This window comes from Arthrobacter sp. NPDC080031, from assembly GCF_040702485.1.
Lineage (GTDB): Bacteria > Actinomycetota > Actinomycetes > Actinomycetales > Micrococcaceae > Arthrobacter.
Genome location: NZ_JBFBLA010000001.1, coordinates 254,197 through 268,709 on the forward strand (window position 1 = coordinate 254,197; position 14,513 = coordinate 268,709).

Below are 14,513 nucleotides of genomic sequence, written 5' to 3' on the forward strand. Positions count from 1 at the left end.
TGGGCGCAGGTAGGGTAGGCGCATGAACAGCTTTGCCGTGTTCCTGCGCGGAATCAACGTGGGCGGGATCAACATCAAGATGGCCGACCTCAAAGCAGCCCTCAAGGCATACCCCTTCACTGACGTCAAGACCCTGCTGGCCAGTGGCAACGTGGTGCTCCGGAGCGAGCTCGACGCGGCGGGAGTCAAGGAGCAGTGCGAAAAGTGCTTGAGGGAAGCATTTGGCTATGACGCCTGGGTGGTGGTGCTGAGCGCGGAACGGGTTGCCCAACTCGTGGAAGCCTGCCCTTATCCGGCCGATGACAAAACCACGCACAGCTACATCACCCTCGCCTCGGACACGGCCATGTTGGACGAACTGTTCGACGCCGGCACGGCCCTCGGCGCCCCCGGGCAGGGCGGCGTAGAGCATGTCCGGCTGGGGCCCGAGGCCTCGGCGTGGCTCGCCCCGGCGGGAGGCACCTTGGACAGCCCCTTCAGCAAGCTCTCCGCAAAGGCCCGCTACAAGGCGAGCACGACCACCCGGAACCTGCGCACGCTCATCAAGGTCAGGGACGCCGCAGAGGCCCTTCAGAAAGACAGCGCCTAGCGCCTTCCCGTACCGTTCTCCCCTCTTTTGAGAAGGGAAAGCGCTTGCGACACGGCGAGTCGCGACATTTGGAGGCTTTCGGGCGGCAAACACGGGGAGAAAGGTACGGCCCCAAGCGACCCAGACCTCGATGGAGGGCCATCACGGCGTGGAGGCGTGGGGCCGTTCTCCTGGGAGGCCGGAGCGCTGTCCTGACCTTCTTTGGAATGGGAAAGCGCTTGCGACACGGCGAGTCCCGTCATTCCCGGGCTTTCGGGCGGCAAACAAGGTCAGGACCGGCCGCCCCAAGCGACCTAGACCTCCCTGGAGGCCATCACGGCGTGGAGGCGTGGGGCTGTTCTCCCGGGAGGCTTCCCGTACCGTTCTCCCCTCTTTTGAGAAGGGAAGGCACCCACGACACGGCGAGTCCCGACATTTGGAGGCTTTTGTGCGGCAAACACGGGGAGAAAGGTACGGCAAACAAGGGATTCGGGGACGGACCCAAGGCAAAGAAAAATCCCCCGGAACCTGCTGGTTCCGGGGGATTCATTTTGTGACCCCAGCGGGATTCGAACCCGCGTTACCGCCGTGAGAGGGCGGCGTACTAGGCCGCTATACGATGGGGCCTTGCACTTTATCGAAGTAGTTGTACTTCTATTTACCACACTTTTGAATACCGCTTCCGGCATTCAAGCTGAATGAGTATTTCATACATTCAACATTGTTTCAAACCGGCGAACCGTTTTGAAACTCCGAATTCCCGCATAAGCCTGCGGATTATTCAGAGCTGGGATACCAGGACTCGAACCTAGAATGACGGTACCAGAAACCGTAGTGTTGCCAATTACACCATATCCCATTGGCACTTTTAGGCCGGATTCGATGGCGTAAACCTTCGCTCCGTGCCCCTCAGCACGAGTAATTACTTTACCCGAGACTTTCGATGCACACAAATCGAGCGGCAGGCCCTCGCCCGCCCGGCGCGCACCGTCAGCGGTCCGCTGAGGTCGATCCCGACATGAAAAACCCTTGCAATCAACCGGATCTTAGGTTTACTCTCGGTAAGTTACCAATCGGTAACCAGCGCCATGCACTTGTTTCGTGGCGTAGCTGCAGGTCAATTCGCCTGTTAGCTGCGTCACATGGGGGGATCCCTGGCAGCAGCGCCGCTGCCAGGAAGTCATCGAGAGGAATTGCCCATGACACCGAACCCTGCAATTGCCACCAGAACACGAAGCCGTGCCCAGATAATCGCTATTGCCGTGCTCGCCCTCCTGCTCATCGCGCTCTTCGGCTTCTACACCTTGGTCATCGGGAAAATCGCGGCAGGGTCGGCGCAGCTCAATGACGGTGCAGGTCAAGCATCCGCCGGCGCCGGCCAGCTCAAGGACGGCGCGGCCCGGCTCGCGGGCGGAGCTGCGGAAGCCGGAACCGGTGCGGCCAAGCTCGCGGATGGCGCGTCAAAAGTCCAAAACGGAATCCAAGGCAAGCTGGCTCCGGGAGCCCAGCAGTTGAAGGATGGAGCCGACAAGCTCGCTACAGGGGCCGTGAAAATACAGAATGACGTCAATGCCAAGCTTGCGCCGGGAGTCTACAAGGTGGACGACGGCGCACAGAAGCTCGCGGCCGGCGCCGTGCAGCTTTCCGCGGCGTTGACCCCGACGCCGGGCGGCAACGCCGAAAACAATCTCGGCGACGGCGCCACTCAACTCAACAACGGCGCGAACCAGCTCAACAACGGAGCCGCCCAGCTCGACGCCGGTGCTGCCCAACTCGATGCGGGCGCGGCCAGGCTCGCGGCGGGCACCGATCAGCTCAAAGGGTACCCGGGAGCCGGAGACGATCCCACCAGGGGAACAGGCTCGGCCGCATTGGCCCAAGGCCTCCAGCAACTCGCCGACGCCGCCAACGGCATCCAGGGCGTGGTGCCCCTGGCCGCTCTGAAAGCGCAGATCAATGCGCTCAACGATGGCGCGCATCGCCTTGACGCCGGAGCCTCGCAATTGCGGGCCGGAGCGGGCCAGCTTTCAGCCGGAGCGGCGCAACTGCACGACGGCGCCGGACGGCTCGCCGACGGCACCGGGAAACTCGCGGCGGGGACCGGCAAGCTGACGGCAGGTTTCGCCACTCTCGCCCAGAAGCTCAACAGCCAGGATCCAGCGTCCCCGGGCGTGGTTCTGGGAACCCAAATGCTCGCCGATGGAACCGCAAAGATCCGCGTGGGCATGGACGGCGTACCTGGCGACCCTGAGCATCCGGGTCTCCTCAAGGCGACGGCCAGCATGACGGACGGGACGTCCCGCCTGGCTGCGGGCACGGACTCGTTGTTGACGGGAATCAAGGGCAGCCCTGCTGATCCCGCCTCCCCCGGTCTCCTGGACGGTTCCACCGCGTTGGCAGCGGGTGCCTCCAAGTTGTCCGATGGAAATGCCAAACTGGCCGCGGGCTCGGCCCAATTGTCCACCGGTGCCGACAAACTCGCGGACGGAAATGCGCGAATCGCGGCGGGCACAGCGGAACTGCATCAGGGAGCTGCGGCGGTATCGCCGTCGAGCATGGCCGAAAAGTCTGACACCGGCACGGCGCTCGGACTGGTGGGCGTCCTGGGAGCGGGTTCGGTCGGAACGTTCGTCTTCCTGCGGAGGTTCCGGCTGGGCGCGTAGCTGCGGAAGCCTCAGGCGAGCAGCCGGGTCAGGGAGTCTATTTCCCGGCCGGAAAAGTCGGAGGCGGGCTCGCCGGTGCGATTCAGCCAGATGCCCAGCAAGCCGGCGGCCGTGGCGCCGTCGGCGTCGAGAAGGCGGTTGTCTCCCACAAAAAGGGTCTCTGCCGGGGTGGTGCCCAAGCGACGGACCCCTTCCAGGTAAATGGCGGGGTCCGGCTTGGGCACGCCCACAGTGTCCGTTCCAACCAGGACCGAGACCCGGGCGAGTCCCGCACTGTCGAGCTTGACCCGCTGGTAGTCATGGACGTTGTTGCTCACGGCGCCATAGGGGATGCCCGCGGCGTCCAGTGCATCGAGGACGGGCAGGACATCGCTGAAGGCCCTGACATAACTGGGCTGCAGGCGCGAGTAGTCATTGAGCCACGTGTGGGAGTCCTCGCCTCCCAGTTCCACGCCGAAATGCCCCAGGGCCGCGCGGCCGCGGAGGAGGCGCTGTTCGTTGAACGTCAATTCACCGGCGAGGTACCGGTCATAGAAATGCGTGGTTTCGTGCGTGAAGATCCGTCCGAACTTCTCCCACCCGGCCTGGTCCAGGCCGGGCAGGAGGTGTTCGCTCACGTCACGCAGGGCCGTGGTCATGGCGTACTCAAGGTCCACCAGGGTGTCGTCGATGTCGAACAGGACACCCCGGACCGTGCCGAATGACTCATGAAGCGCGTTGATCACGGAGTGCCTGAACTAGCGGCGAAATGCGCGCAAGCGGGTGAGCGAGGAATCCTTGCCCAGGATGACCATGGATTCGAACAGCGGAGGCGAGATGCGGCGGCCGGAGATTGCCGTGCGCACGGGGCCGAATGCGAGGCGCGGCTTGAGGCCTAGGTCCTCCACCAAGGCCTGCTTGAGCGCTGCCTGGATGCTTTCTGCTGTCCAGTCGGCGAGGGGTTCCAACGCAGCCAACGCGGCGTCCAGCACCTCGCCCAGGTTCTCGGGGAGACCCTTGCGGGCGTCGTCGGCGACGTCGATCGCATCGTCGTTCTTGAACAGGAAGGCGAGCATCTCGGGAGCCTCACCCAGCAGGGTGATCCGTTCCTGGATCAGGGGTGCTGCCTGGGCAAGGATCTCTTCCTGGCGGGGAGTCAGGATCTCCCCCACAAAGCCGGCGGCACGCAGGTACGGCACAAGCCGCTCGCGGAAGTCTTCGGGAGCAAGCATGCGCACATGCGTTCCGTTGATGGCTTCGGCCTTCTTGATATCGAAGCGCGCCGGGTTGCCCAGGACGTCGTGGATGTCGAAGTTGGCCACGAGCTGCTCCACGGTGAAGATGTCCTCGTCGGCGCTCAGGGACCAGCCCAGAAGTGACAGGTAGTTGAGCAACCCTTCGCGGATGAAGCCTCGTTCACGGTGCAGGAAGAGGCTGGATTCCGGATCGCGCTTGGAAAGTTTCTTGTTGCCCTGGCCCATGACGTAGGGAAGGTGGCCGAACTCGGGCATGTACTCAGCCACACCGATGGCGTAGAGCGCACGGTACAGGGCGATCTGCCGCGGAGTGGAGCTGAGCAGGTCTTCGCCACGCAGGACGTGAGTTATGCCCATGAGTGCGTCATCAACAGGGTTCACCAGCGTGTACAGCGGGGCTCCGTTGGCACGAACCACGGCAAAGTCGGGCACGGAACCCGCCTTGAACGTGATCTCCCCGCGCACCAGGTCGTTGAAGGTCAGGTCTTCGTCCGGCATGCGCAGGCGCAACACGGCATTGCGGCCCTCGGCCTTGTACTGGGCGAGCTGCTCCTCGGTAACGTGGCGGTCAAAGCCGTCGTAACCGAGCTTCGGATCGCGGCCGGCGGCGCGGTGCCGAGCTTCAATCTCCTCGGGAGTGGAGTACGACTCGTAGATGTGACCGCCGGCCTTGAGCTTGGCGATGACGTCCTGGTACATGTCGCTGCGCTGCGACTGGCGGTACGGTTCGTGCGGGCCGCCCACTTCGACGCCCTCGTCCCAGTCGATGCCGAGCCACTTCAACGCGTCAAGCAGTTGGTGGTAGCTTTCCTCGCTGTCGCGGGCCGTGTCGGTGTCCTCGATCCGGAAAATCAGCTTGCCGCCGGTGTGCCGAGCGTAGGCCCAGTTGAAGAGGGCCGTACGGATCAACCCGACGTGCGGAGTTCCCGTGGGTGAGGGGCAGAACCGGACGCGGACCGGGGTTTCGGCGTTCACGGCAGGAATGGCGGCAAAGTTCGACGCAGCAACAGTAGTCATAATGGTTCCAACTTTACCCCGTGCCGCCGGGCGGAAAGCCCAGGGCCGCCGGGCAGAAAGCGGCTCGCGGGCGGACCGCCAAACCTCTACCGGCGGACTACCGGGTTGGACAAGCGGCCGATGCCTTCGATCTCGATCTCGTAGCGGTCGCCCTCCTGGACCAGGCCGACGCCGGCAGGAGTCCCGGTCATGATGACATCACCCGGAAGCAAGGTGAAAGCCTGCGAAACGATCGACACGAGCTCCCGCGCGCTGCGGATCATCTGGTTCGTACTGCCGTCCTGGCGCAGTTCACCGTTGAGCCAGCCTTTGATGGCCAGGTCCTCGGGGTCGAGTTCGGTCTCGATCCACGGGCCGAGCGGCGCGGAGGTATCGAAGCCTTTGGCCCGTGCCCATTGCAGGTCCGTCTTCTGAACGTCACGGGCCGTGAGGTCGTTGCCGCAGGTGTAGCCGAAAATGACGTCGTCCACCCGGTCTTCGGGCACATCCTTGCAAATGCGGCCAATGACAACGCAGAGTTCTGCCTCGAAGGAGACTTCCTCCGAGAACTCGGGCAACACGATGGGATCGTTGGGGCCGACGACGGCGGTGTTCGGCTTCAGGAACAGCAGGGGGTGCTGCGGGACCTCATTGCCGAGTTCCCGGGCATGCTCGGCGAAGTTCCGTCCGACGCCGATGACCTTGCTGCGCGGAATGATCGGTGCCAGCAGGCGCACGTCTTCCAGCTTGTGGCGGACCGAGGTCCGCTCGACGCCGTTGAAGAAGGGGTCGCCGTGGATGACAGTGATGACTTCACTGCCGGGCTCACCTTCGACGACGCCGTAGACGGGATCAGAATCAACAACAAACCGGGCGATACGCATGGGTTCTAGCGTACCGTCCGCAGACGGCGACTACGCGCGCTGCAGGAGGTGTCCGCTAGCCGCGCAGATAGTCCAATTGCGCCGCCACCGAGGTTTCAGCTGCCCAACGCACGGAAGGATCGACGTCGGGATACACCGCATCGGTGACGGCCTGGACCTCTGCTTGGGCACCGAGCCGAGCCAGCGCTTCGCGGATCTGGTCCAGCCGCATCTCCCTGTGGGCCCGGTACTCGCGGCACACGGCGTCGACGGCCGGCAGCACTGGTCCATGCGCGGGCAATAGCTTTGCAGGACCAAGGCTTTCGAGGGTGTCGAGGCTGGAAAGGTAGTCCCCCAACCTTCCGTCGGGATAGTCCAGGACGGTCGTTCCGCGTCCCAGGATGGTATCGCCCGTCAGTACCGAGCCGTCCGGTCCGTCACCTGGAAGGTGGAAGCAGACCGAATCCGAAGTATGGCCCGGCGTGGCAAGCACCCGGATCTGAACGCCTGCAGCCTCGATGACCTCGCCGCCCCGCAACGGTTCGCCGCCGTGGCAGTGCGCAGGATCCGCCGCACGGACGGGCGCGCCGGTGAGTTCGTGGAAGCGCGCGGAGGCCTCCGTATGGTCCTTGTGGCGATGGGTGATGAGAACGAGCTCCACAGTTCCCATGGCGGCCAAGGCCGCGAGGTGCGGTTCGTCGAGCGGCCCGGGATCGACGACGACAACCCCGGCAGCATCCGGGGCGGCAATGACGTACGAGTTGGTGCCCTCGAGGCTCATCGGACCCGGATTGGGCGCGAGCAGCGAACGGGTGAACGGGCTGCTGGTCTGGAAAGAGGCGTCTTTGACCGGATTCACTTCTCCATCTTGGCACAAGCCAAGCGGCCGGAGCCGGGAAGCCCTGTTCGAAGAGGCGGGAGCCAAGAGGCAGGCACGGCACACGACGTACCATGGTGCCAAAGCACTGGGACGGATACAGGCGGACAGTTGCGAAGGAGGAGTCGAATTGTTGCGGAGCCACACACGACGACGGGAACTTCTGCGGACGACGACGGCGATCGCCACCGTCTGCTTTTCGGTCCTCGCATTCCTCAGCGCTTGTTCCTCCGACACTGGACCCCCGTCGGCGGCGGCCCAGGCCACCGTGGTGATCATCGGAGACTCCCTCAGCACGGGTCACGGGACCTCCCCTGCCGAGGCCTGGCCCAATCTGGTGGAGAACGATCCCGGTTTTCAACAGTTCCAAGCGACCATCGTCAATGCCGCGCATGACGGCAGCGGCTATGTCAGCGTTGGCGGGAACGGATCGACCTTCGGTTCCCAAGTGGACACGGCGGTAACCGACGAGACCCGCTTGGTGTTGTTCTTTGGTTCGGAAAACGACATGGGCACCGCCCCGGGAGAAACCGAGGCCGCGGCCGCCCGGGCATTCGCCTCAGTCAAATCCCGCGCTCCCCAAGCCGACATCCTGGTGATCGGGCCTCCGTCGTACACGAGCACGCCCGAAGCGGAAAGGCTCGACATCCGCGACCAGGACAAAGCCGCTGCCCTGAAGGCCGGCGCCGACTTCGTTGATCCGATCGACCTCGGCTGGATCATGGACGATGCCGCAGACCTCATTGGCCCCGACGGCGATCACCCCTCCGCGGCGGGCCAACAGTATTTGCAGGCCAAGATGGAAGCCCTCATCGGAGCGCGGATCCAGCAACCCGGCCCCGGCAACACCCCGCTCGCTGGTTAAACAGCGACGGCTTAAACAGCGACGGCGACCCGCCCACCAAAGTGGGAGGCCGCCGTCGGGCGCTCTGCTGAACCTTATGCCAGGCGGGTGAGCCAGCCGTGCTTATCCTCGACCGTTCCGGTCTGGATGCCCAGCAACTGCCGGCGGATGGCCATGGTGGTTTCGCCCGCCTTGGCGTCCTCGGAGCCGATGAACTCGGTCTTGTCCTTGAGCACGCCGATCGGGGTGATGACGGCCGCGGTTCCGCAAGCGAAGACCTCGGCGATTTCGCCGGAGGCCACACCGTCGCGCCATTCAGCGAGGGTGATCTTGCGCTCGGAAACCTCGCGGCCCATGTCCTTCGCCACCTGGATGACGGAAGAACGGGTCACACCTTCGAGGATGGTTCCGGTGAGTGCCGGGGTGACGAGTGAGCCGTCCTTCATGACGAAGAAGACGTTCATGCCTCCGAGTTCCTCGACGGCATCGTCGTTGAAGTGGTCCAGGAAGAGGACCTGCTTGCAGCCGTTCTCCTCGGCTTCCATCTGGGCAATCAGGGATGCCGCGTAGTTTCCGCCACATTTGGCTGCACCGGTTCCGCCACGGCCGGCACGCGCGTATTCGCGGGAGATCCAGATGGATACCGGCTTGAGCTCGCCGCCGAAGTAATTGCCGGCCGGAGAAGCGATGACTCGGAAGGAAACCTCGCGGGCAGCGCGGACACCCAGGAACGCTTCCGTCGCGATCATGAACGGGCGCAAGTACAGGGCTTCGCCGTCCCCGGACGGAACCCATTCCTTGTCCGCTTGCACGAGTTCGCGGATGGCACCAAGGAAGTATTCCTCGGGCAGTTCCGGGAGGGCCAAGCGACGGGCCGACTTATTCAATCGGGCGGCATTAGCCTCGGGACGGAACGTCCAAACGGAACCGTCAGCATGGCGGTAAGCCTTCAGGCCTTCGAAGATCTCCTGGCCGTAGTGCAGCACTGCCGCCGAAGGATCCAGTGAAATCGGTCCGTAGGCCTCGACGCGGGCGCTGTGCCAGCCGCCCTTGCCCTCTGCGTCAACGCTGTAGTCGACAATGACGGTGTTGTCGGTGAAGTAGTCGCCAAATCCCGGGTTTGCCAGGATAGCTGCACGCTCCTCAGCAGACTTCGGGGTCTCCGAGAGCTGCTGGCTGAATTCGACGCCGTGGGCAGTCTGAGTCATGTTTCCTCCAGTCGGCTACCAGGCAGAGCGAACCATCTCTTGGAGGATATGGTTCAGCGACGGACCACGGCAGCAGGTAAATAATTCAAGTAAAGCTTACGCCCGGGCACAGACCCTGAAGTGCCAGTGCAGCCCCTAAAGCGCGGCCGCGATCGCGTCGCCGATGGCCGCGGTGCTGCGGCCATCGCCGTTGCGGCTTTCGATGTCGGCGACGACGGCGGCTTCGATCCTGCGGGCAGCGGTCGTGTAGCCGAGGTGGTCCAGCAACAAGGCCGCGGACAGGATGGCAGCGGTGGGATCCGCTTTCTGCTGTCCGGCGATGTCCGGGGCGGAACCGTGGACGGGTTCGAACATGGAGGGCGCGGTGCGGTCCATGTTGATGTTTCCCGAGGCTGCCAGCCCGATGCCGCCTGTGATGGCCGCGGCGAGATCGGTGATGATGTCTCCGAAGAGGTTGTCGGTGACGATCACGTCGAAGCGGGAGGGATCGGTCACCATGAAGATCGTCGCGGCGTCGATGTGCAGGTAGTCGTGGGTGACCTCGGGGAATTCCTTGGCCACGGCCTCAACGGTGCGCTTCCACAAGTGGCCGGCGAAGACCAGGACGTTGTGCTTGTGGACGAGGGTGACGTGCTTGCGGGGACGCTCGCTGGCGCGGCGGAAGGCGTCCCGGACAACGCGCTCGACGCCGTGGGCAGTGTTGAGCGACACTTCGGTGGCAACCTCATGCGGGGTCCCGCCGCGCAGCGTGCCGCCGTTGCCGACGTACGGGCCTTCGGTGCCTTCTCGGACCACGATGAAATCGATGTTGCCTGGGTTGGCCAGCGGGCTGCCCACCGTGCCATAGAGCCGCGAGGGGCGCAGGTTCACAAAGTGGTCCAGGCTGAAGCGGAGCTTGAGCAGCATCTCGCGTTCGATGATTCCGGAAGGGATGCGGGTGTCCCCCGGGGCGGCGCCGACAGCGCCGAACAGGATGGCATCGCGGGTGCGCAGATCGGCCAGGACCTCGTCCGGGAGGGTTTCGCCGGTTTCGAGCCAGTGCTGGGCTCCAAGCTTGTATTCGGTCTGCTCCAAGGTGACGCCTTCTTCGGCGACGACCTTTTCCAGGACCTTGAGGGCTTCGGCAATGACTTCGGGGCCAATGCCGTCGCCGGGAATGACAGCCAGGTTGATCGTTGCGGAAGGTTGCGTTGCGCTCATGTTTTCAGACTGCCAACGCATCCACATGTTGGTCAAAATCGTCTCACCATTTGAGCGTCCAGGGTGCTATTGGCACCCTCCGCGAGGAGCTATTGGCCCTATTGGCCGGGAACAGGTGAAGCGACCACTGCGACATTCTTGCCCCAGAGATCCTGGGTGTAGCAGCTGATCAGGACGAGGCGGTTGGGCACGGCCATCCAGACGGGACTGTCTTTCAAAGTGGATTTTGTGTATGTCGTGACGGATTCGACTTTGTATGTCAATGTTCCCGTCGCAGTGGCGACTTTGAGCTCATCCCCGGGGGCCGCTGCAGTGCTGAGATGGTTGAACGGCGCGTCGAGGCCTTCCCAACTGTGCCCGATCACGTAAGTGGTATTCGTTGAGCCGGCTCCAGGGGTTCCGAACGTACTGAGCCAGTATCCATCCATGGTCTCCGGCGGCTCAATGTTCTGGCCGCCAGCTGGGTCCGGCCGCAGCGGGTGAACCACCACATTGAGGCCAACGGCAGGGTATGTAACTTGCAATGGGGCCGACGCCGCAGGCAGAGGCGTTCGCGCCGCAGTGGCAGGAGCGGCCGCCGCCGCACGGTTCGGCCCGGGCGTGACCGCAGCAGCCGGCGACGAAAGCGCCGGCTGCCCTGGGTTGGACGCGGGCGGATTCGCTGAGACGGATGCACCGTAAACCAGCCAGGACGCAAGCAGCCCCCCGAGGCAAAGCGCCAATAGGAGAAGATCCCTGGAACTGATGAGCAGTCCGCCGATTCCGGCTAATCGGGGCTGCCGCGCGTAACGGTGACTTCCCATGATCCCTCCCGGAGACTGCGAAGAAGGTGGATGGGTGCCGCACATTCCATTGCGGCACCCATCGGTGTTTGGCTAGCGGTGGACCTTCCGGGCCCGCACACCGCTCCTCACGACGATAAACCCGGCCACTGCACTGAAGAGGGCAGTCAGGCTGGCAAGCCAACCCGGGATACCTGCTTCCGCCTTCCCGCCAACGGCCGTCTGGACGTTATAGCCCACGTTGGTTATCGAGGGGTCCGGCGCGGCTGCGGCACCGGCGGCCGCGGGGGTGGCGGCTGCGGGAGCAGCGACGGGTGGAACCACAGGCGTGACGGCAGGCGGCGCGACTGGCTCAAGCTGCTCCACAGGAACCCCCGGGCTCGCGGGCGGGTTGACCACCGGATCTACCGGCGGGCTTGTCACAGGATCCACCGGCGGGCTCGTCACCGGCGGGCTCGTTACCGGCGGGCTCGTCACCGGCGGACTTGTTACCGGGGGATCCACCGGCGGGCTCGTCACCGGCGGGCTTGTCACCGGCGCGCTCGCGACGACGCAGCCGGCGTTAAGGATGGCGATGTTCTCCGGGGTCAGATTTTGACCGTTGGGCATGAAGTCGCCCGCGTTTGCGGGAACAATGTCGGCAGTGTCTGTGACATGCTCGGACAGCGCCGACAGGCTGATGGTCACTGCGACGTACGGGTTCGACGCCGAATGCGTGGCGTGACAGATGGTGATCTTGTCTGAGGGTGCAGCATTCGCCGACACTGTGGCGCCCAGCAATCCCAGGCCCACAACCCCCATGGTGGCAATAGTTCGTTTCATTTCGGTCCCTCCAACCACGTCAGGTTCGAGCTGACCAGACTTTGCGGGAGTAACCGTCTTCGAGACCCAGGAAAGACGAGTACGGGAGACCTCAACCAGCGAGATGAATCTTGACAGTTACTCCCCAGAAAGTGTCATCAGTTCGCTTGCTTTTCAGGCTAGGTTTCCGGCTACTAATTAACGCGAGTGGCGGGTACGCGTTTACAGGTGGGCTCCAGGCCGCCTTATCCCGGCCGCTACCTGCTCCGGCCGGATCTCCACTCGCTGGCGCGACGGTACCACTTGGAAGTCCAGCCACCCGTCGGATCCATCGCAGGGCCTCGCCAAACTCGGCACCGCGTCACGCCACGCACATTTTTGGCGTCCACACTGCTCCGAAACCCCGGAATCCCGGGCTCGCAGTCCGTTGGGGGCGCCGAAAACCTGCTCGGCGTGACGCGGCGCGGAGGTGTCGAGGGGTGGTGGGCTCCGCGATGAGCGATGTCCGGGTGCAGGTCCCTGAAGAAGTTTTGGGCATTCGAGTTGGACAGCTCCATACCCCCGCCCCGGAGCCGACCCCGCCGCGTGGACCACCACGTCCGGATGGTTCGAAAGTTCGATGGCCACAAGCAGCGAATTGGTCGCTGCCGTGCCACGAAAATCTCTGCGGATTGTCCTCGCCACGCTAAGCGCGGTTGTTCCCACATCCAGGACTATGAACTGCATCGGCTCCAGCAACGAGGCAGGACATCGACCGGTCATGCGACCAGGAAAAAGAACGCCCCCTCACCCGGCGGGGTGAGGGGGTGTCACGCGCGGCTTAAGTGAGCGGGCGTCCGCCCAAAAGACGGCTTAAGTGAGCGGGCGTCTAGGACTCGGCGGGCTCCTCGTAACGCGGGAAGACCGGAGCCGGGGCCGGAAGCTCGGTGCCGGGGACGATCGGCGTTGCGATGGCCGCGAACTGGCGGGCCTCGCCTTCCGGCTGTCCCAGCACCTCAAGCAGTTTGGCGGCCGACGTCGGCATGACCGGCTGGGTGAGGATCGCCACGGTGCGGACAACCTCCAGCGTGACGTACAGGACCGTGTTCATGCGCTCGACGTCGGTCTTGCGCAGCACCCACGGGGCCTGCTCGGCGAAGTACGCATTGGTGTCGCCCAGCACGGCCCAGATTGCCTCGAGGGCCCGGCTGAATTCCTGCTTCTCGAAAGCGGCGCGGGCCGCGTCCAGCAGTCCAGCGGCCTGGGCCAGCAGCGCGGTGTCCTCTGCCGAGAAATCGCCGGGAACGGGAACCTTGCCTTCGCAGTTCTTGGCCACCATGGACAGCGAACGCTGGGCCAGGTTGCCGAAGTTGTTGGCGAGATCTGCGTTCATGCGGCCCACGATCGCCTCGTGGTTGTAGCTGCCGTCGGCGCCGAAGGGTACTTCCCGAAGGAAGAAGAAGCGCACCTGGTCCAGTCCGTACTGCTCGACGAAGTCCTTGGGAGACACCACGTTGCCGAGGGACTTCGACATCTTGACCCCGTTGTTGGTCAGGAAGCCATGGATCATGACGCGCTTAGGCAACTCCAGGCCTGCGCTCATCAGGAAGGCGGGCCAGAAGATCGCATGGAACCGCGAGATGTCCTTGCCGATGACGTGGACGTCCGCAGGCCAGAACTTACGGAACGCCTCCGATTCGGCATCCGGGTACCCGATGCCCGTCAGGTAATTCGTCAGGGCATCAACCCACACGTACATAACGTGCTTGTCGTTCCCCGGCACCGGGACACCCCAGTCGAAAGTCGTCCGGCTGATCGACAGGTCCTGCAGCCCCTGCTTGACGAAGCTGATGACCTCGTTGAAGCGGTACTGGGGCGCGCCGAATTCCGGCTGCTCCTCGTACAAGGCCAGCAACTTGTCCTGGTAGGAGGACAAGCGGAAGAAGTAACTCTCCTCGGCGGTCCACGTCACTTCGGTGTCGGTACCGCGCGAGTAGCGGACGCCGTCGTCCTTCAGTAGCGTCTCGTCCTCGGTGTAATAGGCCTCGTCGCGGACCGAGTACCAGCCCTCGTACTTGGACAGGTAGATGTCCCCCTTGGCTTCCATCTTCTTCCAGATGGCTTGCGAAGCGGCGTAGTGATCGGCGTCCGTGGTGCGGATGAAGCGGTCGTAGGAGATGCCCAAGGCAGCGTGGGCGGCCTTGTAGATTTCGGCATTCCGGTCGACGAGTTCCTTCGGCGTGATGCCTTCCTTCTCCGCCGCCTGGGCAATCTTCATGCCGTGCTCGTCCGTACCGGTCAGGAACATCACGTCGTAGCCGTCGAGGCGCTTGAACCTGGCCATCGCATCGGTGGCGATGTACTCGTAGGCATGCCCGATATGCGGCTCGCCGTTCGGGTACGTAATGGCTGTGGTGATGTAGAACGGGGGTTTATCTGGAGACGTCACTCTACGAAGTTACCTTCTCTTGGAGATGGAAAGACCGGACCGGCCGCA

Annotated in this window: 13 protein-coding genes and 2 tRNA genes; 3 read left to right on the forward strand and 12 right to left on the reverse strand. The window is 63.8% G+C overall.

What is annotated here, in order from left to right; all coding sequences use genetic code 11:
• Nucleotides 1-22 precede the first annotated feature (22 nt).
• The gene (locus AB0323_RS01165) at nt 23-589 is read left to right on the forward strand and encodes a DUF1697 domain-containing protein (protein WP_366175757.1); all 567 of its coding nucleotides are present in this window, start codon (nt 23-25) and stop codon (nt 587-589) included.
• Nucleotides 590-1,122: 533 nt separating this feature from the next.
• Here AB0323_RS01165 and AB0323_RS01170 read toward each other — a convergent pair.
• Both AB0323_RS01170 and AB0323_RS01175 read right to left on the reverse strand, forming a co-directional pair.
• Nucleotides 1,123-1,195, reverse strand: a tRNA-Glu gene (locus tag AB0323_RS01170).
• Between the two features lie 160 nt (nt 1,196-1,355).
• A tRNA-Gln gene (locus AB0323_RS01175) sits at nt 1,356-1,427 on the reverse strand.
• Nucleotides 1,428-1,767: 340 nt separating this feature from the next.
• Between AB0323_RS01175 and AB0323_RS01180 the strand changes: the two genes are divergently transcribed.
• The gene (locus AB0323_RS01180; RefSeq protein ID WP_366175758.1) at nt 1,768-3,231 is read left to right on the forward strand and encodes a hypothetical protein; all 1,464 of its coding nucleotides are present in this window, start codon (nt 1,768-1,770) and stop codon (nt 3,229-3,231) included.
• 11 nt (nt 3,232-3,242) lie between these two features.
• Here AB0323_RS01180 and AB0323_RS01185 read toward each other — a convergent pair whose 3' ends face one another.
• The 4 genes from AB0323_RS01185 to AB0323_RS01200 all read right to left on the reverse strand — a co-directional run bounded on the left by AB0323_RS01185 (nt 3,243) and on the right by AB0323_RS01200 (nt 7,184).
• Entirely contained in the window at nt 3,243-3,956 is a 714-nt protein-coding gene (locus AB0323_RS01185; protein WP_364538021.1) for an HAD family hydrolase, read from the reverse strand.
• Between the two features lie 12 nt (nt 3,957-3,968).
• On the reverse strand, nt 3,969-5,483 hold the full coding sequence (gene gltX / locus AB0323_RS01190; RefSeq protein WP_366175759.1) for a glutamate--tRNA ligase: 1,515 nt from the start codon (nt 5,481-5,483) through the stop codon (nt 3,969-3,971).
• 86 nt (nt 5,484-5,569) lie between these two features.
• Nucleotides 5,570-6,346, reverse strand: coding sequence for a fumarylacetoacetate hydrolase family protein (locus tag AB0323_RS01195; protein ID WP_366175760.1), 777 nt, complete (start codon nt 6,344-6,346; stop codon nt 5,570-5,572).
• A 55-nt stretch (nt 6,347-6,401) separates the two neighbouring features.
• On the reverse strand, nt 6,402-7,184 hold the full coding sequence (locus AB0323_RS01200) for an MBL fold metallo-hydrolase (protein WP_366175761.1): 783 nt from the start codon (nt 7,182-7,184) through the stop codon (nt 6,402-6,404).
• 151 nt (nt 7,185-7,335) lie between these two features.
• Between AB0323_RS01200 and AB0323_RS01205 the strand changes: the two genes are divergently transcribed.
• Nucleotides 7,336-8,067: an SGNH/GDSL hydrolase family protein gene (locus tag AB0323_RS01205; RefSeq protein ID WP_366175762.1), complete on the forward strand. Its 732-nt coding sequence runs from the start codon at nt 7,336-7,338 to the stop codon at nt 8,065-8,067.
• A gap of 74 nt (nt 8,068-8,141) precedes the next feature.
• Here AB0323_RS01205 and AB0323_RS01210 read toward each other — a convergent pair whose 3' ends face one another.
• From AB0323_RS01210 to metG, 6 genes are all read right to left on the reverse strand, one after another.
• The gene (locus AB0323_RS01210; RefSeq protein WP_366175763.1) at nt 8,142-9,254 is read right to left on the reverse strand and encodes a branched-chain amino acid aminotransferase; all 1,113 of its coding nucleotides are present in this window, start codon (nt 9,252-9,254) and stop codon (nt 8,142-8,144) included.
• Nucleotides 9,255-9,389: 135 nt separating this feature from the next.
• Entirely contained in the window at nt 9,390-10,481 is a 1,092-nt protein-coding gene (locus tag AB0323_RS01215; protein ID WP_366175870.1) for a 3-isopropylmalate dehydrogenase, read from the reverse strand.
• A gap of 71 nt (nt 10,482-10,552) precedes the next feature.
• A complete protein-coding gene (locus tag AB0323_RS01220; RefSeq protein WP_366175764.1) occupies nt 10,553-11,302 on the reverse strand; it encodes a class F sortase in 750 nt (249 codons plus the stop codon).
• 27 nt (nt 11,303-11,329) lie between these two features.
• A complete protein-coding gene (locus AB0323_RS01225; protein WP_366175765.1) occupies nt 11,330-12,058 on the reverse strand; it encodes a hypothetical protein in 729 nt (242 codons plus the stop codon).
• 201 nt (nt 12,059-12,259) lie between these two features.
• Nucleotides 12,260-12,799, reverse strand: a complete 540-nt coding sequence (locus tag AB0323_RS01230) for a hypothetical protein (protein WP_366175766.1) — start codon at nt 12,797-12,799, stop codon at nt 12,260-12,262.
• 106 nt (nt 12,800-12,905) lie between these two features.
• On the reverse strand, nt 12,906-14,465 hold the full coding sequence (gene metG, locus AB0323_RS01235; protein WP_366175767.1) for a methionine--tRNA ligase: 1,560 nt from the start codon (nt 14,463-14,465) through the stop codon (nt 12,906-12,908).
• Nucleotides 14,466-14,513 lie beyond the last annotated feature (48 nt).

What these genes read in the sequence shown, in the direction of transcription:
- AB0323_RS01165 (WP_366175757.1), top strand. Translation starts at nt 23, where the DNA reads ATGAACAGCTTTGCCGTGTTCCTGCGCGGAATCAACGTGGGCGGGATC.
- AB0323_RS01180 (WP_366175758.1), top strand. Translation starts at nt 1,768, where the DNA reads ATGACACCGAACCCTGCAATTGCCACCAGAACACGAAGCCGTGCCCAG.
- gltX (WP_366175759.1), bottom strand. Translation starts at nt 5,483, where the DNA reads ATGACTACTGTTGCTGCGTCGAACTTTGCCGCCATTCCTGCCGTGAAC.
- AB0323_RS01195 (WP_366175760.1), bottom strand. Translation starts at nt 6,346, where the DNA reads ATGCGTATCGCCCGGTTTGTTGTTGATTCTGATCCCGTCTACGGCGTC.
- AB0323_RS01210 (WP_366175763.1), bottom strand. Translation starts at nt 9,254, where the DNA reads ATGACTCAGACTGCCCACGGCGTCGAATTCAGCCAGCAGCTCTCGGAG.
- AB0323_RS01215 (WP_366175870.1), bottom strand. Translation starts at nt 10,481, where the DNA reads ATGTGGATGCGTTGGCAGTCTGAAAACATGAGCGCAACGCAACCTTCC.
- AB0323_RS01220 (WP_366175764.1), bottom strand. Translation starts at nt 11,302, where the DNA reads ATGTGCGGCACCCATCCACCTTCTTCGCAGTCTCCGGGAGGGATCATG.
- AB0323_RS01225 (WP_366175765.1), bottom strand. Translation starts at nt 12,058, where the DNA reads ATGAAACGAACTATTGCCACCATGGGGGTTGTGGGCCTGGGATTGCTG.
- AB0323_RS01230 (WP_366175766.1), bottom strand. Translation starts at nt 12,799, where the DNA reads ATGACCGGTCGATGTCCTGCCTCGTTGCTGGAGCCGATGCAGTTCATA.